Below are 21553 nucleotides of genomic sequence, written 5' to 3'. Positions count from 1 at the left end.
ACGCCTTTCGGGCGCACCGATCCACCGGACACACGTAAGGTCGGGGGCATGAGCGTGACGGACAAGATCGCGGCCCGGCTGCCCCGGATCGTCAGCGAGCGGACCGAGCGCGGCCCGGTGGTGGCCGCCGTCCGGCTGCACGGGGTCATCACCCCGACGCCCACGCCGATGGCCCGCAACACGATCAACGTGCAGAACGTGGAGACCGCGCTGACCCGCGCGTTCGAGCACGAGCGCCTGGTGGCGGTCGCCCTGCTGATCAACTCGCCGGGCGGCGCGCCCACCCAGTCCGCGCTGGTCGCCGACCGCGTCCGGGAGCTGGCGGCGAAGAAGCGGGTGCCCGTGCTGGCGTTCTGCGAGGACCTCGCGGCCTCCGGCGGCTACTGGCTGGCGTGCGCGGGCGACGAGATCTACGCCCACGGCACGTCCCTGGTCGGCTCGATCGGCGTGGTCAGCTCCGGGTTCGGCCTCGACGGCCTGATCGAGCGCTTCGGCGTCGAGCGCCGCGTCTACACCGCGGGCGCGAACAAGGTCCGCCTCGACCCGTTCCGGCCGGAGAAGGCCGAGGACGTCGAGTGGCTCAAGGGGCTCCAGGCGCAGCTGCACGAGCAGTTCGCGGCGTGGGTGCGGGAGCGGCGCGGCGGCAAGCTCAAGGGCACCGACGACGAGCTGTTCAACGGCGAGGTGTGGACCGGCGCGAAGGCCCTCGAACTCGGCCTCGTCGACGGCATCGGCACCCTGCGCGGCGTCGTCGCGCAGCGCTACCCGGACGCCGAGATCGCCGTCGCCGAACCCCGCCGCCCCTTCCTGTCCCGTCTCGGCCTCGCGGGCGCAACCACTCGATCGGGGGATCTCGTGCTGGAGGGGTTGGCCGCGCTGGAGGAACGGGCGCGCTGGTCGCGATTCGGCTTGTGAGGTCACGGCCCCGGCGCGGTCCGGTCGCCGGCGTAGACAGCGACCCCGCTCGGTCGGCAAGATGCGCGGCACAGTGAGCACACCGAAGAACCCCAGCGACGCCGGCCTCCTCGTTCTGGCGGTGGACGACGAGGCACCGGGTCTGTCCGAGATCAAGTACCTGCTGGAGAGCAGTCCGCACATCCGGCGGGTGCTCACGGCCTTCGACGCCGCGGAGGCCCTGCGCATCCTGCGGGGGGACTACGACCCCGAGGTGATGGACCGCCAGAACGCCGGGCTGCCGCCGGTCGACGCGGTGTTCGCGGACATCAACATGCCCGGGTTGAGCGGCACGGACCTCGCGCGCGTCCTCGGCGCGTTCCGCGCGCCCCCGGCGCTGGTGTTCGTCACGGGCGTCGAGCACTCGGAGGCCGTGGTGGCCTTCGAGGTGGGCGCGCTGGACTTCGTCACCAAGCCGATCAACGAGGACCGGGTGAACAAGGCGATCTCGCGCGTGGTCGAGCGCGTCGCGGCGACGCCCGCGCTCACCCCCGAGCCCCTCGCGGCCGAGCCGCAGGACGACGAGGTCATCCCGGTCGAGCTGGGCGGCACCATCAAGCTGGTGCCCCGGGCCACCGTGCGCTACGTGGAGGCGCAGGGCGACTACGCCCGCCTGCACACCAGCGACGGCTCCAGCCACCTCGTGCGCATCCCCCTGGCGCAGCTGGAGGAGCGCTGGGAGAGCGCCGGGTTCGTGCGCATCCACCGCTCGTTCCTGGTGGCGCTGCCGCTGGTGACCGAGTTGCGGATGACGTCGAACGGGTACGCGGTGGTGATCGGCTCCGGCGAGGGTGCCAAGGAGCTGCCGGTCAGCCGGCGGCACACGCGCGACCTGAAGGAACGGATCGTGCGGCCGCCCAAGAGCGGTTGGTGATGAGCAGGCACTCCGGCCCGCCCGGCCAACCGGACCAGCCGCAGCCCGCCGGGCGGGACGCCCCGCAGTCCACGCCGCTGCGCAAGAACCGCCGCCGGCGCGTCGTGCTGGCCGACCCGCGCGGTCGTGGCCGGGTGCTGCGCACGATCATCGAGCTGGAGGAGCAGACCAGCGTCGGCGAGAAGCTGATCCGCGACCTCATCCGGCAGCAGCTGCGCACCGGGCTGGCGCTGGGCGGCGGCACGCTGCTGTTCCTGGCGCTGCTGCCGGTGGTGTTCTACGCGGTCCCCGCGCTGTCGGAGGTGCAGCTGCTGGGCGTGCGCCTGCCGTGGCTGCTGCTGGGCCTGCTGCCGTTCCCGCTGTGCTACGGCGTGGGCTACGTGTACCGCAGGTTCGCCGAGCGGCACGAGCAGGACTTCGTGAACTCGGTGGACCGGTGATCCAGAACGCGTGGAGCCTGGTCCTCGTCGTCGTGGTGGCGACGCTGACCTTCCTGCTCGGCTACGTCGGCTCCCGCCGGGCCAACACCACCCCGGACTTCCTGGTGGCGCGCCGCGCCGTGCCCGCCACCCGCAACGCCGCCGCGATCTCCGGCGAGTACCTGTCCGCCGCCTCGTTCCTCGGCGTCGCCGGGCTCGTGCTCAAGGACGGCATCGACGCCCTGTGGTACCCGATCGGCTTCACCGCCGGGTACCTGGCGATGATGCTGTTCGTCGCCGCGCCGCTGCGCCGGTCGGGCGCGTACACGCTGCCGGACTTCGCCGAGGTGCGGCTCGGGTCGCTGCGGCTGCGCAAGTTCTGCACGTTCTTCGTCATCTGCATCGGGGTGCTCTACCTGGTGCCCCAGCTCCAGTCCGCCGGGCTGACCCTCAACACGATCACCGGCCTGCCCGCGTGGCTCGGCGGCGCGCTGGTGACGGCGATCGTGGTGGTCAACGTCCTCGGCGGTGGGATGCGGGCGATCACGCTGGTGCAGGCGTTCCAGTACTGGGGCAAGCTGTTCGCCATCGCCGCGCCCGCCTTCGTGCTGTTCACGCTGTTCCTGGGCGGGCCCGGCAACGGCGCGCAGCCGGTCGACGAGGACGGCGTGCTGCGGTTCCACGAGGACGTCGCGGTGACCACGGTCGACCCGGTGCGGGTGCGCGTGGACCAGGCGGTGGAGCTGTCCGCGACCGGCGAGGTCGACGGCGCGCGCGCCGACGGCGAGGTGTACTGGACGCCCGGCCTGTACGCGATCGGGGCGGAGACGGAGCTGCGGTTCACGGCCGGCTCGCCGGTGCCGGTGGTCGAGGGCTCGCCCGGCGAGAACGTCGACTGGCTGCGGCCCCAGACCACGGGTTTGACGGGCCTGTTCGAGACGTACTCGCTGATCTTCGCCACGTTCCTGGGGACCATGGGGCTGCCGCACGTGCTGGTGCGGTTCTACACCAACCCCGACGGCCGGGCGGCGCGGCGGACCGCGCTGCACGTGCTGTACCTGCTGGGGCTGTTCTACCTGTTCCCGACGGTGCTCGGGGTGATCTCGCGCCAGTACCTGCCGCAGCTGCTGGTGACCGGCAAGACGGACGCGGCGGTGCTGCTGCTGCCGACGACCATGCAGCCGAACGTGCTGGGGCAGGTGCTGGGCGCGATCGTGGCGGCGGGGGCGTTCGCGGCGTTCCTGTCCACGTCGTCGGGGCTCGTGGTGTCGGTCGCCGGGGTGGTGTCCACGGACATCCTGCCGGGCAAGGTGCGGGACTTCCGGTGGGCGACGGTGCTGACCGGGGCGGTCGCGATCGGGCTGGCGGTGCTGCTGCCCAGGTCGGACGTGTCGCTGACGGTGGCGATGTCGTTCGCGCTGGCGGCGTCCACGTTCTGCCCGCTGCTGCTGCTGGGCATCTGGTGGCGCGGGCTGACGTGGGTGGGTGCGCTGGCGGGGATGGTCGTCGGCGGTGGGCTGGTGATCGGCTCGCAGGTGGTGACCGTGGTCAGTTCGTACACGGGGCACTGGGCGCCGTCGGTGCTGTCGCAGCCGGCGCTGGTGACGGTGCCGGTGGCGTTCCTGGCGATGGTGATGATCAGCAAGCTGACGGCGCGGCGGAGGCCGGAGGACGTGAACCAGATCCTGCTGCGGTTCCACGCCCCGGACCCGCTGGGCTTCATGCGCGACCGCGACGTCCAGCGCTTCGGGACGGCGGAGGAGAAGGCGCGGCTGGAGGAGGGCAAGCACCGGGACGGGCCGGCGCCCTCACCTCGCCACTGAGGCCGCGGCTCGCCACCTGCCACCCGCCCGCCACCTGCCACGCCGCCCGCCACCTGCCGCCACGCCGCCCGCCACCTGCCGCCCGTCGCCACGCCGCCCGGTCGCCCGCCGGCCGCCCTACCCGCCGTTGCCCGCCGTTGCCCGCCGCAGCACCCCGCAGGTGGCCGGCACCCGTCCCGCACCCCCGTCGACCCAAGCCTTGCCCCGAGCGACCCGCGGCCCGGCAAACTCATCGGTGACCAATCGTTCAGGACTGTCCGGAACCGGGGTGTGACGTGCGGAAACTGGTGTGCGCGCTGGCTGTGGCCGTGGCGGCGGCGGGGATGGCGGCAGGTCCGGCGGCGGCGGCACCGGCACCGGCAGCCGAGGCGCCGCGGGCCGCGGTCACCTGCGGCACGGGCGTCCCGGTCGCCACCACCGGCGGCTACCGGGTCCTGCTGCACTGCCCCGGCGTGGGCTACGTCAGCGGGGCGGGCACGACGGCCGCCGACGCCGACACCCGCGCGCGGGCGCTGGCCAACACCTCCGCCGCCACCGGGCGCGCCTGCACGACGGGCGCGGTCAACACCACCACCGGCGGCTACCTCGCCGTGGTCGAGTGCGGCGGGCTGCCGTGGGTGTTCGGCAAGGGCACGACGCTCACCGACGCCGCCTACCTGGCGCACCTCCAAGCCTCCGACGCGATGTCCTCCGGCAAGGTGTGCAGCACCGGGACGACCAACACCACGCCCGGCGGCTACCTGGCCGCGATCGAGTGCACCGGCCTGGACTGGCTCATCGGCCGGGGCACGACGCTCACCGAGGCGGCCCTCTTCGCCCGCGCCCTGGCCGTGGACGCGCTGGCGAGCGGGCGGCCGTGCAGCAGCCGGTCGAGCCTCGCCACCACCGGCGGCTTCCAGTCCGACCTGGAGTGCCGCACGTTCACCGGGTCCCTCCGGGTCCTCGCGGTCGGCACCACGCTCACCGACGCGGCGTCCGAGTCGCGGGTGCTGGCCATCAACTCGCTGGCCACCGGCCGGGTCTGCTCCACGGTCGGCAACGTCGCCGTGCCCGCCGGCTACCGGGTGACGCTGAACTGCGGGTCGGGGCCGTGGGCCTCCGGCGAGGGCCCGACGCTCAGCGAGGCCGCCCGGGTGGCCCGGGGCAACGCCTACTGACCGCCCGGACCGCCTGCCGACCGCCCGGTCGGCAGGCGATCGACGCGGGCTCACCCGGCGCCACCACGATTCCCCGCCGGGTGACCCCCGGACCTCTCGGCCGGTCTGAGCAGGGATAGCAGGGAGTTGTTGCAGGTCTCGAACGGGTGAAGAAAGACCCACCTATCCGGTTACCGGTGACTTCGATCACCCGAGTGGCACTTCGTCTCAGCAGCCCTACCGCTCATCGCATCACTCGACTGTTGAGCGCAAGTCCACGCCGCAGGTCTTTCAGGCGTGACCCACGTCTCCCTACGGTGCACGGCGAACCAGGAACGGACCAGGAGGCTTACGTGCCGTTCACACCGTCGTCAAGCACGCGAGGAGGGGACCGTGGGCACCTCTGAGCAGCACAACCCCGCCGACACCCGGGGCGCTCACAACTGGGTCGAGGTCCAGGACAGCCCGGACTTCCGGCAGCTCCGCAAGCGGCTGCGCAACTTCGTGTTCCCCATGGCCGGTCTCTTCCTGGCCTGGTACCTGCTCTACGTGCTCCTCGCCGACTACGCCCACGGCTTCATGTCGACGAAGGTCCTCGGCAACATCAACGTGGGCCTGATCCTCGGCCTGCTCCAGTTCGTGTCGACGTTCGCCATCACCACGCTCTACGTCCGGCACGCCAACAAGAACCTCGACCCCACCGCGGAGAAGATCCGCGAAGAGCTGGAAGGGGGTCGCGCGTGAGCAACAACGCCCTGCTGAACATCGGCATCTTCGGCATCTTCGTCATCGCCACCCTGGTGGTGGTGATCCGCGCCAGCCGCAACACCAAGACCGCGGCCGACTACCTGGCCGCCGGGCGCGCGTTCACCGGTCCCCAGAACGGCGTGGCGATCGCGGGTGACTACCTGTCGGCCGCGTCCTTCCTGGGCATCGCGGGCGCGATCGCGCTCAACGGCTACGACGGCTTCCTGTACTCCATCGGCTTCCTGGTCGCGTGGCTGGTCGCCCTGCTGCTGGTGGCCGAGCTGCTGCGCAACACCGGCAAGTACACGATGGGCGACGTCCTCAGCTTCCGGATGCGCCAGCGCCCGGTGCGCGCCGCCGCGGCGACGTCGACCATGGCCGTGTCGTTCTTCTACCTGCTGGCCCAGATGGCGGGCGCGGGCGGCCTGGTCGCCCTGCTGCTCGGCATCACCGGCAAGCTCGGCCAGGCGGTCGTGATCGTGGTCGTCGGCGCCCTGATGATCACCTACGTCCTCATCGGCGGCATGAAGGGCACCACCTGGGTGCAGATCATCAAGGCGGTGCTGCTGATCATCGGCGCCGGCGTGATGACGGTGTGGGTGCTGGCCAAGTTCGGCCTGAACCTGTCCAGCCTGCTCGGCGCGGCCGTGGACAACGCCCCGAAGGCCGGCGAGAAGCTGCTCGGCCCGGGTCTCCAGTACGGCGCGACCGGCACCTCGAAGCTGGACTTCCTGTCGCTGGCCCTCGCGCTGGTCCTGGGCACGGCCGGCCTGCCGCACATCCTGATGCGCTTCTACACCGTGCCGACGGCCAAGGAGGCCCGCCGCTCGGTGGTCTGGGCGATCTGGCTGATCGGCCTGTTCTACCTGTTCACGCTGGTCCTGGGCTACGGCGCGGCGGCGCTCGTCGGCCCCGACAAGATCCGGGCGGCGCCGGGTGGGGCGAACTCGGCGGCTCCGCTGCTCGCCGAGGCGCTCGGCGGGCCGCTGCTGCTCGGCCTGATCGCGGCGGTCGCGTTCGCGACGATCCTGGCGGTGGTGGCGGGTCTGACGATCACCGCGTCCGCGTCGTTCGCGCACGACATCTACGCCAACATCATCAAGAAGGGCCAGGTGGAGGACAAGGACGCGGAGGTCAAGGTCGCCCGCCGCACGGCGATCGTGATCGGCGTCGTGTCGATCCTCGGCGGCATCGCGGCCAACGGCCAGAACATCGCGTTCCTGGTGGCCCTGGCGTTCGCGGTGGCGGCGTCGGCGAACCTGCCGACCATCCTGTACTCGCTGTTCTGGAAGCGGTTCAACACCTCCGGCGCCCTGTGGAGCATCTACGGCGGCCTCGCGGTGACGATCACGCTGATCATCCTGTCGCCCGCGGTCTCGGGCAAGCCGACGTCGATGTTCCCGGACGCCGACTTCGACCTGTTCCCGCTGTCCAACCCGGGCATCGTGTCGATCCCGGTGGCGTTCGTGCTCGGCTACCTGGGCACGGTGCTGTCGAAGGAGCAGGACAGGGAGAAGTACGCGGAGATGGAGGTGCGGGCGCTCACCGGCGTCGGCGCCGAGAAGGCCGTCTCGCACTGACCCGGCGCACCGCCCGGTCACGCCGGCCGCCATCCCCCCGGGGGTGGCGGCCGGCGCGCTCTTCACCGCGATTTGTGGCGGTCGTGGCAGCATGGTCCCCGTGACCGTTCCCAGCGTTGCCGTCTCCGAGCTGCCCGCGCGGCTCCCGGACGGCGTGGTCCTGCTCGACGTGCGCGAGGGCGACGAGTGGGCGGCGGGCCACGTGCCGGGCGCCCTGCACATCCCGATGAGCGAGCTGGTGGGCCGGCTCGACGAGCTGCCCGGCGACCGCGAGATCTACGTCCTGTGCCGCGTGGGCGAGCGGTCCGCGCTGGTGACGCAGTACCTGAACGCCCACGGCTGGGACGCCGCCAACGTCGACGGCGGGATGCGGGTGTGGGCCGCGCACGGCCGCCCGATGGTCGCCGAAATCGACGGCGCGGAGCCCGAGGTCATCTGACGTGGCACTGCGGCCGATGCACGTGGACTGGGTGGCGACCCCGCCGCCGGGCGCCTACCCGCACCGCAGGCTGGGCGCGCCGCCCCGCCCCTACGCCGGGCCCCCGTCCTACCCGGTGCCGCCGCGCTGGGGCTTCCCGCTGCTGGCGTGGCGGTGGCCCACGTCGGTGGCCACCGACGACGAGCGGCCCGCCGACGCGGTCGACCAGGTCCAGCGCCTGGCCCGCACCGCGTCCCACGCCCTCGGCCTGGCCGCGCTGACCTCGCTGTGGGCGGCGGGCAGCGAGATCTGGCGCTACGCGCTGCTGCTGCTCAGCCGCTACGGCGCGCTCTCGGCGACCACGGTCGGCGTCTCGGACGCCATGGTCGTGGCCTCCGCCGTGGTCGCCGTCGTGGCCGGGGTTCTGGGCCTGGTGTTCACCCTGCTGTGGCTGCGCCGGGCCCGGGAGGCGGCGGCGTCGGCGGCCGGCTACGGGCCGCCGCGCCCGGACAACCGGGTGCTGGTGGGCCTGGTCGTCCCCGGCGTGAACCTGTTCGTGCCCGGTTCGGTGCTGGCCGAGCTGGAGCACGCGGCCCTGCGCCAACCGCCCGACGCCCGACCCCGCCCCTCGACGCTGCTGCGCTGGTGGTGGGGCGTGTGGGCGGGGGCGGCCCTGTTCTCGGCGTTCACCGTCGTCTGGTCGTTCCGCTCCAGCGTGCAGGCCATGGCCGACGGCGTGCTGCTGCACGCGGTCGCGGACCTGCTGGCCGCCGCCGCGGCCGTGCTGACCGCCGTCGTGGTCCGCCGCATCACCACCCTGCTGCTCCCGGTGGACCCGGCCGCCATCCGCCGGATGCGCGTGGTGGGCCTCAAGGACGCCCCCGCGCCCACCCTGCGCCCGTTCCGCGCATCCGGCTCCCCCCGCTGACCCCCCAAATCCGACAAACCGCGCGAGTCGAACGCTCAGACCCCGCGTGTCGTACGTTCAGGACCCCCGAGTTCACCATTCAGGACCCCTCGGGCAGTCAAGCCGGGTGACGTCCACCGGCCGAAGAGGGTGACCACCCGAGCCCGGTAAGGGCGTTGCCCGCCGTTCAGGGGCAGTTCCCCCGCCGGCGGTTGGAGGCCCGTCCCGCGCGTGCCACCGTGTCCCCATGAGGGCACTCGCGGTGGCACTGGTCCTGTCGCTCCTGCTCCCCGGCGCCGCGCACGCCCACGGCCGCGAGCGGTTCGACCTCCAGGCCCACCGCGGCGGCCTCGGCCTGACCGTCGAGGGCACCCTCGCCGCCTTCGCCAAGGCCCTCCGGCTCGGCGTCACCACCCTCGAACTGGACGTCCAGATCACCAGGGACGGCCGCGAGGTCGTCACGCACGACCGCAGGACCAACCCGGCCAAGTGCGTCGACACCGCGCCCGCGTTCCCCGGCGACCCGGCGTTCCCCTACGCGGGCAGGTACGTCAAGGACCTGACGTTCGCGCAGGTCCGCACCCTGGACTGCGGTTCCCGCCGCCTGCCCCAGCACCCGGGCCAGGAGCTCTCGCCGGGTGCCCGGATGCCCACCCTGGCCGAGGTCTTCGCGCTGGCCCGACACCACCGCGCGCACGGCGTCCGCTTCAACATCGAGACCAAGGTCGAGGCCGCCGCCCCGCACGAGACCGCGCCGCGCGAGCAGTTCGTCGAGGTCACGCACCGCGAGATCCTCACATCAGGCTTCCGCCGCAACGTGACGGTCCAGTCCTTCGACTGGGGCACCCTGATGCTGTGGCGCCGGAAGGACCGCCGCATCCCGCTCGTCGCCCTGACCCAGCCCGAGTTCCTGCGCCCAGGCTCCCCGTGGACGGGCGGCCTGGAACTGGCCGACTTCGGTGGCAGCGTGGTCAGGGCCGTCAAGAGCTTCGGCGCGTCCGCCCTCTCCCCGGTGCACGGCAACCCGCAGAACGGCGTGGTCACCGACCCGGACTACGTCCCGTTCACCACCAGGGCCCTGGTCGACGAGGCCCACGCGCACGGTCTTGAGGTCATCCCCTGGACGGTCGACGACAAGCCGACCATGAACAAGCTCATCGACGACGGCGTGGACGGCATCATCACCGACTACCCGGACCGCCTGCGCGAGGTCATGGCCGAGCGCGGCTTCGAGCTGCCCAGGTCGTACCGGGCGCGCTGACGTGCCCGCCGGGCGGTCAGCCGTCCGCGAGCGGCAGTTCGCGCAGCCCCCGCATGACGAACTCCGCCTTCCGCCGCGGCGCGGCCGCCAGGCGCGCCCCGGGCAGCTTCCGGGTCAGCGCCGACAGCGCCGCCCGCACCTCGATCCGCGCCAGCGGCGCGCCCAGGCAGTAGTGGATGCCGGCCCCGAACCCCAGGTGCGGGTTGGGGTCGCGCCCGATGTCCAGCACGTCCGGCTCGGCGAACACCAGCGGGTCGCGCGCCGCGGCCCCGAGCAGGGCGGCGATCTTCTGCCCCGGCTCCAGCCGGTGCCCCGCGATCTCCACCGGTTCCGTCGCCGTGCGCTCGAACAGCTGCAACGGCGAGTCGTAGCGGATCAGCTCCTCCACCGCGGTCGGCAGCAGCTCCGGGGAGGCGACCAGCCGCCGCCACTGGGCGGGGTGCTCCATCAGCGCCAGCACGCCGTTGCCGATGACGTTCACCGTGGCCTCGTGCCCGGCCATGAGCAGCAGCACGGCGGTGGCGACCAGCTCGTCCTCGGTCAGCGTCGCGCCGTCGGTGTCGGTGACCGCCACCAGGTCCGACACGAGGTCGTCGCCCGGCGCCACCCGGCGCAGCGCGATCAGCTCGCGCAGGTACCCGACGAACTCGGCGGCCGCCCGCTCGGCCGCGGCCCGCTTCCCGTCCGGCAGGTCGTACTCGTACATCTTCACGATGGCGTTGGACCACGGTTGCAGCAGCGGTCGGTCCGCCGCGGGCACGCCCAGCAGCTGGGCGATCACCTCGACGGGCAGCGGCGCGGCCACGGCGGACAGCAGGTCGGCCGACCCCTCCGACCCGACCTTGGCCACCAGCTCGTCCACCAGCCGGTCGGCCAGCTCCTCGACCCACGGCCGCAGGCGCTCCACGTGCCCCCGGCCGAACGCGGCGGCCACGAGCCGGCGCAGGCGGGTGTGCGTGGGCGGCTCGTTCTCCAGCAGCGAGTTGCGGTGCAGCAGGTTGAACGCGGGAAACCGCGCGACCGGTTCGGCGTCCGACCAGATCCGCCCGAGGGACCGGTGCCGCAGCACCGCCGAGGCGGCCGCGTGGGACACCGCCACGGTGAGGTCCGCCTCCGCGTGCCGGTGCACCTCGCCCTCCGCGCGCAGGGCGGCGAAGACGGGGTACGGGTCCGCGATGAAGGCCGGATCGCGCTGGTCGAACGAGGTCACGGTCACGGACGGTAGGTCGTGACCTCGTTTCAAGTCCATCCGACGGTGCTTGTTCCGGCAAACGTTCAGGGAGCCGTGACATCGCGTGGTCGGGATGACCCAACCCGCGCTCCACCGGAAGCATCAGCCGGCGTGCCGCTGACCCGGGATGACCCCCGGTCCGCGGCCACGACCGGGTGGACTCCCGGGCGGGTGACGGCACGGGTTCCGGAGTTCACCTGCTCAAGCGTCACCCGGATCGGGGACGGGATGCCCGCGCGCGGACCGTCGTCGACCCGGCCGACCCGGCGTCGGGCCGGGCGCGCGGGCTCCGGTTCGCCGCCACCGACAACCCGGGGGAGACGCGCGAGCGCCCTGCGGATAACTTGACGCCCGACCAGCCCTGACCACGAGGAGGCGCGGTGGCGAAGCGGACGGCCGTGAAGAACAAGCCGGTGGACGGGGTCAACCCCCGCCAGCCGTGCCCGTGCGGCTCCGGCAAGCGCTACAAGGCGTGCCACGGCGCGGCCGGCGGCGCGGCGGACGTGATCGTCTCCCGCCCGTTCGAGGGCCTGGCCGCCGAGGCCGAGCTGATCGCGCTGCGCGAGTTCGTGCCCTCGGCCACGGCGAAGCTGCCGGTCAAGGACGCGGCGCGGGAGATCGTGCTGGCCACCGTGCTGCCGATGGCCGCCGCCGGCCTGGTCCGCGCCGACGGGACCGCGTTCGTCGGCCTCCAGGTGCAGGTCCGCTCCGGCGACCTGAGCCGGGACCTGGCGCGCGCCGTGCGGTGGGCGCTGACCGCCGAGACCGGCGACGCGCTGGCCGTGGTCGGCCCCGACACCGGCGAGGAGCCCGGCCGGCTCCAGGACCTGCTGGACCCGGAGGCCACCCTCAGCCCCGAGCTGCACCCGGACTTCGCGTGGTGGCTGCCGCCGGAGACCGAGGCCAGTGGTGACGTCGCCCTGTCCCTGGAGCGCGCCAACGCCGCGATCCTGCCGACCGAGCGCCTGGACGCGCCGGGTGTGCGGGCCGCGTACTGGGTCGACGCGGGCGACAAGGCGCACCTGCGCTGGGTCCGCCCCGAGCCGGAGGAGGCGCTGCTCGCGGCGCTCGCCCGGCTGTCCGTGCGCGGTGAGCTGGACCTCGGCGAGGGCTCCCGGTACGCGGGCTCGTTCCGCGCCCACGGCCTGCTCGTGCCGGTCTGGGACCTGGACCGCGAGCTGCACTCCAGCGAGTGGGCGCCGGGCGCCGGGGCCCTGGGCGAGCGCCTGGACGAGGCCCTGGCCGGCCTGGACGCCGAGCCGCTCAGCGAGGCCGAGCGGCGTTCCCGCGACGGTCTGCGCGGCCGGCAGATCACCCTGCGCTGACCCGGCTGTCCACAGGCTCCACCCAACCTGTCCACAGGTGCTGTGGACAACCTCAGGAGGCCGCGTGATCCTGCGGATCAGCACCAGGCAGGACTGGGCGCGCGACCGCGAGGCGGGCGCGGTCCCGCTCGACCCGGACGGGTTCGTGCACTGCTCGGACCCCGGCACGGTGCACCTGCCCGCGAACCGGCTGTTCGCGGGCAGGCACGACCTGGTGCTGCTGGTGGTCGACCCCGAGGGCCTGCCGGTGCTGTGGGAGCCGGGTGACGGCGACGAGTCCGGGCCGTGGTTCCCGCACGTCTACGGGCCGGTGCCGGTCGACCACGTGGTGGCCGTGCACGAGTTCACCCCGGACACCGACGGCGCGTTCCGGCCCTCGCCGGTGCTGTGAAGCCGGTGTGGGAAGCCGGTGCGGTGAAGAACGGCGGCGCCGCCTAGAGCGCGCCGCCCGCCACCCGCGGCGCGGTCGGGTCGGCGTCGCCGCCCCCGGTCTCGCGGGCCAGGAAGTTCTCCACGTGGAACAGGTTGCCCTCGGCCCGGTCGACCACGGTGAGCAGCGTGGTCATCGAGGCGACCTCCTCGACCTGCTCCTTGAGGAACCACTGGAGGAACTGCTCGCCCAGGTAGTCGCCCTCGTCGCGGGCGGTCTTGGCCAGCGCCACGACCTGCTCGGTGACGGTCCGCTCCTGCTCCAGCGCGAGCGCGACCGGCTCGCGCGGCGCGGCGAAGTCGTTGCGCACCTCGTCCACCCCGGGCACCGCCACCGGCAGCCCGAGATCCATGAGGTACTGCACGATCATCATCGCGTGGTCGCGCTCCTCGCGGGACTGCCCGTAGAAGTGCGCGGCCAGCCTCGGCAGGTCGTGGCCGTCGTACCAGACCGCGATGGCCAGGTACTGCTGCGCGGCGGTCAACTCGTTGCGGACCTGCGCCCGGAGCAGGTCGTGGAACTTCGACTCGCGTGCGGAAGAGATCTTCGTCAAGTTGAGTGCCATACTCGAAGAATAGCCCGCGATGTCTTTCCCCGCATTCAAGGAAAGGCTTGCCAAAATAAGGGAAGGGTTGCCGAAGAAAGCTTAGGCAACCCTTCCGGAGTGCATTTCACACGAGTGGCGCGCGATCGATCGGGCAGGACATGCAGCGCGGCCCGCCGCGACCGGAGCCCAGCTCGGAACCGCTGATCCGGAGCACCTCCACGCCCGCGTCCTCCAGGCGCGCGTTGGTCTCCACGTTGCGCTCGTAGGCCACCACCAGGCCGGGACCGACGGCGAGGGTGTTGTTGCCGTCGTCCCACTGCTCGCGCTCCGCGGTGACCGGGTCCAGGCCGGTGTCGATGACGCGCAGCCGCTCGATGCCCATCGCCTCGGCCGCCGCGTCCAGGAACGGCCGCCGGTCCTCCACCACCACGCCGCCCGCGCCGTCCGACCGCACCGGGTAGGCGTCCAGGGTGTCGCGCACCGCCGGGTACATCACCACGGCGTCCCGGTCGACCATCGTGCACACCGTGTCCAGGTGCATGGTCGCCCGCTCCTGCGTGATCGGCACCGCCAGCACGGTGTGCGCCAGGCCGTCGGCCAGCGCGGACCGGGCGAACGACTCGGCGCCCGCGGGCGTGGTGCGCTCACCGACGCCGATCGCCAGCACGCCCGGCGCGAGCAGCAGCACGTCGCCGCCCTCGACCGGCGCGGAGTGCGCCCCGTACGCGCGGCCGGTCTTGCGGAACCGCGGGTGGTAGGCGTAGATCAGGTCGGTCAGCGCGGTCTCCCGGTCGCGCGCGGGCAGCGCCAACGAGGTGATCGCCACCCGGTCGCCCACCCACACCGACGAGTCGCGGGTGAACAGCAGGTTCGGCAGCGGGGCCACCGCGAAGTCGTGCGGGTGGTGCATCTTGCGCACCAGTGACGCGCCCTCGGCCGCGGGCAGCTCCTCGAACGTCATGCCGGTCATCAGCGCGGTCGCCAGCGGCTCCGGGCCGATGGAGGCCAGGTGGGAGCGCAGCGCGTCGGCCAGGTCGATGCCCAGCCGCCGCTCGTCGACCGCGCTGTGGATGCCCGCGATCCGCGCCCGGTCGTCGTGCAGGGCGCTGACCAGCAGGTCCGACAGCAGCAGCACCTCGGCCCCGCGGCCGCGGAGCACCTCGGCGAACGCGTCGTGCTCCTCCTGGGCGCGGTCCACCCACGGCACGCCGTCGAACAGCAGTTGGTCGTTGTTGCGCGGGGTCAGCCGCTTGAGCTCGGCGCCGGGTCGGTGCAGCAGCACCGTGCGCAGGGGGCCTACCTCGCTGTCGACCCGGGGCGCCGGTGCGGGGTCGGCCCCGGGCTGGGTCTGGGTCTGGGCGATGTGCGCAGTCACGCTTCCGAGGGTAACCCGGGTGTGGCGGTAACAGCAGCTCAACGCGACCCGTTCCGGCGGGATTGAACGTGGATCGGCGCTCAAGCGGCGATGTGTTGCGCAACCGGATCCTCTGACCGGAGGAACGTTGCTCGGGCAGGTGCGGCGGCGGATCACCGGGCGGCCTGGGGGATGATCGGAGATCTACGAGGGGGAGGCCCGGTGACGGATTTACGGATGACGGTCGACGCGCCCGCGGGGGCGGCGGCCGCGACGAACCTGCTGCTCCGGGAGCTGGTCCGGGGCGCCCGCGTGGACGCGCGGCCCGCGCCCGCCGACCTGCCCGAGGGCGCCAAGAGCGGCGCGGGCGCGACCATCGCCGAACTCGTCCTCAACGGCACGCTCAGCGCGGCCGCGGCGGGCGCCGTGGCGTCGGTGGTCACCGCGTTCGTGCAGCGGGGCAGCGCGCGCAAGGTGACCATCAGGACCGGCGAGGACGAGATCACCGTCGAGGGCCTGGACGCCGGGTCCCAAAGAGCGCTGCTGGAGGCGTGGCTGCGGGAGCGCGAGGGCTAGGGGTGGGTCGGCACGCGCTCCTGGTCGCCACCGGGGAGTACGACGACGCGCGGCTGAGCCGGCTGCGCGCGCCCGAGCAGGACGTGGAACGGCTCGCCGCCGTGCTGGAGGACCCCGAGGTCGGCGGGTTCACCTCCGTCGAGGTGCTGCGGGACCGGCCCGGGGCCGACGTGCGGCGCGCGGTGGAGGACCTGCTCGCGCCCCGCGCGCCCGACGACCTCGTGCTGCTGTACTTCTCCTGCCACGGCCTGGTCTCGCCCTCCGGGCGGCTGTACTTCGCCGCGGCCGACACCGTGCAGGACCGGCCCGCGGGCACCGCGATCCCCAGGTCGTTCCTCAACGAGCAGCTGGAGGACTGCCGCGCCGCCGGCCGGGTGCTGGTCCTCGACTGCTGCTTCAGCGGCGCGTTCGTCGAGGGGTTCAAGGCCGCCGCCGGGACGGTGCCGGCCGTCGCGGGACTGGACGTCGTGGGCCCTGACGTCGCCGGCCTGGACGTCGCCGGCCTGGACGACGCCGGCGAGGGCTACGTGGTGATGACCGCGTCCAACGCCTACGAGTACGCCTTCGAGCAGGACTCGCTGTCCCTGGACGCGCCGGTGGCCTCGCTGTTCACCGACGTGCTGATCGAGGGCCTGGCGGGCGGCGGGGCCGACCTCGACGGCGACGGGTGGATCGACGCCGCCGAGCTGTTCGCCTACGCGCGGGCCGGGGTGCGCGTCCGTCGCCCGGACCAGACGCCGCAGTTCTTCGCGCACGGCGCGTCCGCCCCGCTGCGCCTCGCGCGGGCCGGCGGGTCCCCGGAGCGCGGGCCGCGGCGCACCGCCTCCTACACGCCCGGCCAGCTGCTGGTGGCGCGCGGTTTCCGGGCGGCCGCCGAACCGGTGTGCCGGACGCTGGGGCCGATGGGCCGGCGGGCCGTGGTGTTCGTGGACCGGCGGCCGGTGGAGCTGGCGGACTCCTCCGCCATCGCGGCGGCCTACCAGCCCGACGACCCGCGCGACTCGCTGGGCGCGTCGTACGTGCGCGAGCTGGTCGGGCAGGTGCTGCGGGAGGCGGGGGACGGGGCCGCGCCGGCGGTGGCGGTGGCGCGCGGCGCGCTCGCGGGGCTGGTCGACGCGATGCGCGAGGGCCACGACCCGGTGCGCCTGCTGCGCGGCGTGACGGCGGCGGCGCGGCGGGCGGGCGAGCTGATCGCGGAGGCGGCCGAACCGCTGCGGCCGCGGGACGTGGGCGCGCTCGCCGCGACCGCCGCGGGGGACCGGGCGGTCGGCGAGGTCATCGGGCACGTCGCCGCGGTCATCGGCGAGGACGGGCCGATCCTGGTCGAGGAGGGCAAGGGCTTCGACCTGGAGCACGAGTTCGGCCGGGGGCTGCGGATTCCCGCCGGCTACGCCTCCGGCCAGTTCGTCACCGACCCGGAGCGGCGCGAGGCGGTGCTCGTGGAGGCGCGGGTGCTGCTGTTCGCCGGGACCCTCCAGGCCGGGCTGGGGTTGGTGGAGGAGCTGCGGGAGGGCCACGCCCTGCTCGTGGTGTGCGAGGGGCTGTCGCACGCGGTGCTGGTGGAGCTGCTGCGGCTGGGCGGTGGACCGGTCGTCGCCGTGGTCGTCGACCCGATCGAGCTCGGCCGGGTGCACGACCTGGTGAAGGGCGTGGTCCTCGATCACGACCTGCTGGCGGGGGCCAGCGCGCGGTCGCTCGGGCGCGTGGAGAAGGCCGTGGTGACCCCGGGCGAGACGGTGCTGTTCACCGGGCGGACCTCGGCGAAGCACCCGGCGGGCCTGGTCCGGGCGGGCGCCGGGCACGTCGAGCGGGTCGAGCGGGCGGTGCGCGCGGTGCGCAGCGCGACCACCGAGGGCGTGGTCCGGGGCGGCGGCGTCGGCCTGGCCGGCATCGGCGCGCAGTTGGCGGCCGAGGCGACCGGGACCGAGGAGGAGGTCGCGGGCTGGCGGGCGTTCGCGGTCGCGCTGGCCGAGCCCGCCGAGCGGATCGCGCGCAACGCCGCCGTCACCCCGGCGGACCTGGACCCGTCCCTGCTGGACTCGGCGGGCGTGGCGCGGGTCGTGGTGGACGCGGCGGCCCGCACCGCGTGCCGCTTCCTGCTGGTCGCCTGACGGCGCCCCGGCCCGCGCGGGCCCCGGGCTACTGGCGGGAGTCCGGTCGGTTCGTGCTGTCGCCCTCCGCCCGCGCGGGCCCCGGGCTTCCCGGGACCGCGCGGGCGGGGCGCTCAGCCGGCTTCGGGCGGCGGGGCCAGCACGAGGAAGGTGAAGTCCTCGCGGGCCTTCGCGTCGAGGGTCGCCGGTAGCCGGATCCGCCCGGAGTCGACCAGCCCCTTCACCGCGGACCGGCTCAGGCCGAACCCGGCCCTGAGCAGCTTCCCGACCTGGACGGGCACCGGGAGCTCGAACCGGACGACGACCTCCAGCGGCGCCGGGTCCGCGGGTTCGCGGAACGGCGTGTCGGTCTCCAGCTCCCACGTGCCGCTCCAGTCCAGCCGGTACCCGGCCCTCCCGGCGAGCGCCGCGTCCACGGCCAGCTCCCGCACCGCGGCCGGGTCGTTGCGCTCGAACCGCACCAGCCGCTCGTGGTCGAGCGCCCGCACGTGGACGCGCTCGTGGACGGGGAGCTTCGCCGTGCGGCCGCACCCGGCGCAGCCGATCAGCACCCACACGTCGAGGAGCTTGCCGTTGGCGTTCACCCGGAACTTGCCGGTGGGGTGGTGGCGCGTGGACCGGCACGCCACGCAGGTCTTGACGACGGCGGGCAGGCCCAGCTCCCTGACCACCCACAGGGCTTTCCGGTCGACGCCGGCCGCGTCGCCGTCGACGGGCACGTGGTTGCCGCGGGGATCGCTCATGGTTTCGGCGAACTCCAGAACTCGCGCGGAGGCGCCGGGCGGCGGGTTCACCGCGCCACGCGTCGCCCCCTGATCCGGTGACGGAGGCCGGGCCCCTGGAACGGGGCACACCGGCCGGCACGACGTGGCAGCACGTCCACGTCGCGTGCGGGAAGTCCGCACCGATTACGGGCGCGGCTTCCACGGGCACGTCCCGGGAAGACGGGAGCCGTCATCCCCGGGTGTCACCGGTCATCGATCCATGGTCGCCATGATGGTCACCGGGCCCGCCGCCGGGCAACGCGTTTTCCGGGGGCCCGACGCGTTCCCGGGGTGCCTACGGCAGCCAGGAGACGTGCCCGCGCAGCAGCGAGTAGCCCACGAACGCGACCACGTCGAGCAGGGTGTGCGCGACGACCAGCACCCACAGCCGGTTCGTCCGCTGCCACACCCTGCCGAACACCAGGCCCATCACCACGTTGCCCAGGAACCCGCCGAAGCCCTGGTAGAGGTGGTACGAGCCGCGCAGGACGGCGCTGGCCAGCAGGGCGGTGTGCTCGCCCCAGCCGAGCTGCCGCAGCCGGGTCAGCAGGTACCCGACGACCAGCACCTCCTCGGCCCACGCGTTGCCGATGGCGGACAGCACCAGCACCACGCTGCGCCACCACGCCTCGTCCAGCGTCGACGGCTGCACCGCCAGGTTGAGCCCGAGGTTCCACGCGACCAGGTAGAACACCAGGCCGGGGATGCCGATGACGGCGGCCAGGCCGAGGCTGCCCAGGGCGTCCGGGCCGATCCGGGTGCGGTCGAGGCCGAGCGCGCCCAGCCTGGTGCCGCCCCGCCACAGCAGGTACAGGCCCAGCCCGCCCCACGCCGCCAGCTGGAGCACGCCGAGCAGCTGCGCGATCAGGTCCAGCAGGTCGAACCGGGCCTGCGGGACGTTGATCGCGACCTTCTGCTCGTTCAGCGGCACCGGGTTGAGCAGGCTGTCCAGCAGCCGGACCAGGCTGCGCAGCCCGGACAGGCCGAGCGTCATCGCGAAGACCAGCAGCAGTTCGACCTGGTAGCCGCGGCGCTCCCGGACGTCCAGTGGTTCGATCACCCGCGTACGTTAACGGCGCTGGGCGAGGAACGGGCAGCCCATCAGCCGGCGCAGCTCGACCGCCAGCTCCTGCGAGGTGCCGACCGACCGGGAGAACGCGATCCGCACGTCGTGGTCCTCGTCGGACATCTCCACCCGCAGCCGCAGGCCGAAGCGGTCCAGGCCCAGCGGGCGGACGTGACCGCCCCGCAGGTGCTCCGGCAGGTGCTGGGCGAGCAGGCCCACCACGTCCCGGTGCGACAGCTCCAGGTGCCGCAGCCAGTGGTCCTCGTGCGTGGCGAACGGGTCGGGCTCGGCCTGCGCGAACAGGTCCAGGCGCAGCGAGGTGGTGCCCTCGGCGTCGGCCACCACCAGCGAGGCCGGGGTCAGCCGCAGCACGCTCACCCCGTGCCCGACGTCGAGCAGGCGCGGGTCCGGGCGGTCCTCGGCGACCTCCAGGCCGGCCTCCCGGGCCTCCCTCGGGTCGAGCGTGCGCAGCCAGCCCGTGATCCACAGCAGGCCCCGCACGGGCTCCCGCAACGGCACCGGCGCGTGGTCGGCGACCTCCAGCACCGCGGTCGTCTCGGCCCGCCGCGCGGCCTCGACCAGCGGGTGCCCGTCGGGCAGCAGGACCGTCGCGTCGCCGCGCGGGTGGACGTGGTGCAGCACCGGCGTGACCCGGTTCTCCGTGCCGTCCGACGGCAACAGGGCCGCGCGCCCACCCCGGGCGGCGATGGTGCGCGCTCGCTCCGCCGGGTGCGGGGCGGGCGGTCGACGTGTCTCGTTCACCGCTCACCTCCCAACTTAGGGCAGCCTAACTTGGCGGGCCCGGCGGGGGAAGTCCCACGACCGGTGCACTGCTCACCGCCGTCCACCCGGGTCATCCGCCACCGTAACCACCGCGGGCCCGCCGGCACAGCGCCGAGGTCACGGGGTCCGGTTGGCAGTTCCCGTCCCCGGCCCGCCGCCGTAACCTGGTCACGCCCCCTGGCGGAGGTGACCGTGGTCGTGCCGAACAAGCCGTCCACCGAAGGCGCGGCTCTCGAAGACCCGTGGACCCGGCACTGCCTGGAGACCTCGGGCCGCCGGGCGTTCGGCTGGGTCGTCCTCGCCGTGCTCGCCTTCCTGCTCCACCTCGTCCTCGTCCTGGCCCGCGGGTCGTCCTCGTCGCTGCCGGTCGTGCTGCTGGCGTTCTCCGCCGCCGTGCTCGCCCCGGCCCTCACCCGGGACCGGCCGTGCGCCGACCTCCTGGGCGACCGCGCGTGGGTCTACGCGCGCGTCCACTGGCGCGGCGGCCGACTCGTCGTCCACGGCCCCCGGCCGCTCGTGCTGGACGTCGACGCCGGACCGCTCGCCCGCGGCCGCATCAGCCGCCACCGGCGGGCCTGGGTGGTGACCCCCGACCGGACCGGCGCCACCGCCGTCACGTTCCGGGGCGTGCCCAGGCTGTTTCCCGCGAAGGTGTCGCGCGGGTGAGTTTCGCCGGCGGGCCGAACGGAAATCCCCAGGTCGGAGATCCTGGCTTGCGGGGAGCGGCAGTGAGCGAGACGTGGGTGCACAAGTGCCTGGCCCAGGCGGACCGGCGTGCCGTCGGGTTCATCGGCATCGCGCTGCTCGCGTTCGTCGTGCTGTGGTTGGTGTCCGAGTGGCTCGGGTCCCGGTGGGTGTTCGTGCTGGCCCCGCTGTGCGTCGAGTTCGCCGTGCCCGGCCTGCGGCACTTCTGCTCGCGCCGCAGCCTGCGGCGGTTGCTGGAGACCTACCCGAGGCACGCCGTGTCGGTGAACTTCGTGCCCGGACGGGCGCGGGTGGGGCGGCACGCGTACCTGGAGACCGAGGGGTCGGACCGGACGTTCCTGCGGCTGTTCGAGATCCCCGAGCGCGTGCGCGAGAACATCCGCCGCGGTGGGCAGGTGTGGCTGGCCGGGCCCGATCCGCGGGGGCGGACGGTGGTGCTGAGCCGCGGGGCCCCGTTCCTGACCCTGGGGCGTGTCGTCATCCGCTGACGCGGGGGCGGTTCACCTACCTCGGGGTGGTTCGGGTTTCGCGTGCGGGACTGG

General features: G+C 73.8%; 22 protein-coding genes. 16 read left to right on the top strand and 6 right to left on the bottom strand.

Features of this window, described 5'->3' with window-relative positions; translation table 11 throughout:
• Positions 1–48 precede the first annotated feature (48 nt).
• From ACFP3R_RS03460 to ACFP3R_RS03415, 10 genes are all read left to right on the top strand, one after another.
• A complete protein-coding gene (locus tag ACFP3R_RS03460) occupies positions 49–915 on the top strand; it encodes a S49 family peptidase (protein ID WP_380632675.1) in 867 nt (288 codons plus the stop codon).
• A gap of 61 nt (positions 916–976) precedes the next feature.
• On the top strand, positions 977–1828 hold the full coding sequence (locus tag ACFP3R_RS03455; RefSeq protein WP_380632672.1) for a LytR/AlgR family response regulator transcription factor: 852 nt from the start codon (positions 977–979) through the stop codon (positions 1826–1828).
• The gene (locus ACFP3R_RS03450) at positions 1828–2268 is read left to right on the top strand and encodes a hypothetical protein (RefSeq protein ID WP_380632670.1); all 441 of its coding nucleotides are present in this window, start codon (positions 1828–1830) and stop codon (positions 2266–2268) included. The genes ACFP3R_RS03455 and ACFP3R_RS03450 overlap by 1 nt, the downstream gene beginning before the upstream one ends.
• Entirely contained in the window at positions 2265–4070 is a 1806-nt protein-coding gene (locus ACFP3R_RS03445; protein ID WP_380632668.1) for a sodium/solute symporter, read from the top strand. The genes ACFP3R_RS03450 and ACFP3R_RS03445 overlap by 4 nt, the downstream gene beginning before the upstream one ends.
• 275 nt (positions 4071–4345) lie before the next feature.
• Positions 4346–5227 (top strand): hypothetical protein, encoded by an 882-nt coding sequence (locus ACFP3R_RS03440; protein WP_380632665.1) that lies wholly within the window; start codon positions 4346–4348, stop codon positions 5225–5227.
• A gap of 372 nt (positions 5228–5599) precedes the next feature.
• A complete protein-coding gene (locus tag ACFP3R_RS03435; protein ID WP_380632663.1) occupies positions 5600–5950 on the top strand; it encodes a DUF485 domain-containing protein in 351 nt (116 codons plus the stop codon).
• On the top strand, positions 5947–7533 hold the full coding sequence (locus ACFP3R_RS03430) for a solute symporter family protein (protein WP_380632660.1): 1587 nt from the start codon (positions 5947–5949) through the stop codon (positions 7531–7533). Before ACFP3R_RS03435 ends, ACFP3R_RS03430 begins: the two co-directional genes overlap by 4 nt.
• Positions 7534–7624: 91 nt before the next feature.
• Positions 7625–7972: a rhodanese-like domain-containing protein gene (locus ACFP3R_RS03425; protein ID WP_380632659.1), complete on the top strand. Its 348-nt coding sequence runs from the start codon at positions 7625–7627 to the stop codon at positions 7970–7972.
• Between the two features lies 1 nt (position 7973).
• A complete protein-coding gene (locus ACFP3R_RS03420) occupies positions 7974–8879 on the top strand; it encodes a DUF4328 domain-containing protein (RefSeq protein WP_380632656.1) in 906 nt (301 codons plus the stop codon).
• A 226-nt stretch (positions 8880–9105) separates the two neighbouring features.
• Positions 9106–10119 (top strand): glycerophosphodiester phosphodiesterase family protein, encoded by a 1014-nt coding sequence (locus tag ACFP3R_RS03415; protein WP_380632653.1) that lies wholly within the window; start codon positions 9106–9108, stop codon positions 10117–10119.
• 16 nt (positions 10120–10135) lie between these two features.
• Here the strand turns inward: ACFP3R_RS03415 and ACFP3R_RS03410 are convergent, their stop codons facing one another.
• Entirely contained in the window at positions 10136–11368 is a 1233-nt protein-coding gene (locus ACFP3R_RS03410; RefSeq protein ID WP_380632650.1) for a cytochrome P450, read from the bottom strand.
• A 362-nt stretch (positions 11369–11730) separates the two neighbouring features.
• Here ACFP3R_RS03410 and ACFP3R_RS03405 point away from each other — a divergent pair, with 362 nt between their 5' ends.
• Together ACFP3R_RS03405 and ACFP3R_RS03400 are read left to right on the top strand one after the other, a co-directional pair.
• Positions 11731–12675, top strand: coding sequence for a DUF5926 family protein (locus ACFP3R_RS03405; protein ID WP_380632648.1), 945 nt, complete (start codon positions 11731–11733; stop codon positions 12673–12675).
• A gap of 64 nt (positions 12676–12739) precedes the next feature.
• Positions 12740–13066 carry a DUF952 domain-containing protein gene (locus ACFP3R_RS03400; protein WP_380632646.1) on the top strand — a complete coding sequence of 109 codons (327 nt, stop codon included), beginning with the start codon at positions 12740–12742 and terminating at the stop codon, positions 13064–13066.
• A 43-nt stretch (positions 13067–13109) separates the two neighbouring features.
• Here the strand turns inward: ACFP3R_RS03400 and ACFP3R_RS03395 are convergent, their stop codons facing one another.
• Complete coding sequence (locus tag ACFP3R_RS03395; protein WP_380632643.1) at positions 13110–13670, bottom strand: ferritin; 561 nt, start codon at positions 13668–13670, stop codon at positions 13110–13112.
• A gap of 106 nt (positions 13671–13776) precedes the next feature.
• Positions 13777–15027 carry an arginine deiminase gene (locus tag ACFP3R_RS03390; protein ID WP_380632641.1) on the bottom strand — a complete coding sequence of 417 codons (1251 nt, stop codon included), beginning with the start codon at positions 15025–15027 and terminating at the stop codon, positions 13777–13779.
• 201 nt (positions 15028–15228) lie between these two features.
• Here ACFP3R_RS03390 and ACFP3R_RS03385 point away from each other — a divergent pair, with 201 nt between their 5' ends.
• Both ACFP3R_RS03385 and ACFP3R_RS03380 read left to right on the top strand, forming a co-directional pair.
• Entirely contained in the window at positions 15229–15582 is a 354-nt protein-coding gene (locus ACFP3R_RS03385) for a hypothetical protein (RefSeq protein ID WP_380632639.1), read from the top strand.
• Positions 15583–15584: 2 nt separating this feature from the next.
• Positions 15585–17693 (top strand): caspase, EACC1-associated type, encoded by a 2109-nt coding sequence (locus tag ACFP3R_RS03380; protein ID WP_380632637.1) that lies wholly within the window; start codon positions 15585–15587, stop codon positions 17691–17693.
• Between the two features lie 113 nt (positions 17694–17806).
• On the opposite strand, the gene ACFP3R_RS03375 is transcribed toward ACFP3R_RS03380, so the two are convergent.
• The 3 genes from ACFP3R_RS03375 to ACFP3R_RS03365 all read right to left on the bottom strand — a co-directional run bounded on the left by ACFP3R_RS03375 (position 17807) and on the right by ACFP3R_RS03365 (position 20285).
• On the bottom strand, positions 17807–18436 hold the full coding sequence (locus tag ACFP3R_RS03375) for a DUF1062 domain-containing protein (protein WP_380632636.1): 630 nt from the start codon (positions 18434–18436) through the stop codon (positions 17807–17809).
• 316 nt (positions 18437–18752) lie between these two features.
• The gene (locus ACFP3R_RS03370; RefSeq protein WP_380632634.1) at positions 18753–19517 is read right to left on the bottom strand and encodes a CPBP family intramembrane glutamic endopeptidase; all 765 of its coding nucleotides are present in this window, start codon (positions 19515–19517) and stop codon (positions 18753–18755) included.
• 9 nt (positions 19518–19526) lie between these two features.
• Positions 19527–20285, bottom strand: a complete 759-nt coding sequence (locus ACFP3R_RS03365) for a DUF2470 domain-containing protein (protein ID WP_380632631.1) — start codon at positions 20283–20285, stop codon at positions 19527–19529.
• Positions 20286–20492: 207 nt separating this feature from the next.
• Between ACFP3R_RS03365 and ACFP3R_RS03360 the strand changes: the two genes are divergently transcribed.
• Complete coding sequence (locus tag ACFP3R_RS03360) at positions 20493–20972, top strand: hypothetical protein (protein ID WP_380632629.1); 480 nt, start codon at positions 20493–20495, stop codon at positions 20970–20972.
• A gap of 62 nt (positions 20973–21034) precedes the next feature.
• Positions 21035–21499 carry a hypothetical protein gene (locus tag ACFP3R_RS03355; protein WP_380632626.1) on the top strand — a complete coding sequence of 155 codons (465 nt, stop codon included), beginning with the start codon at positions 21035–21037 and terminating at the stop codon, positions 21497–21499.
• Positions 21500–21553 lie beyond the last annotated feature (54 nt).

Source organism: Saccharothrix lopnurensis (genome assembly GCF_042658445.1).
Lineage (GTDB): Bacteria > Actinomycetota > Actinomycetes > Mycobacteriales > Pseudonocardiaceae > Actinosynnema > Actinosynnema lopnurensis.
Note: the sequence above shows the minus strand (reverse complement) of the source record. Positions and strands in the feature narration are given on the sequence as shown.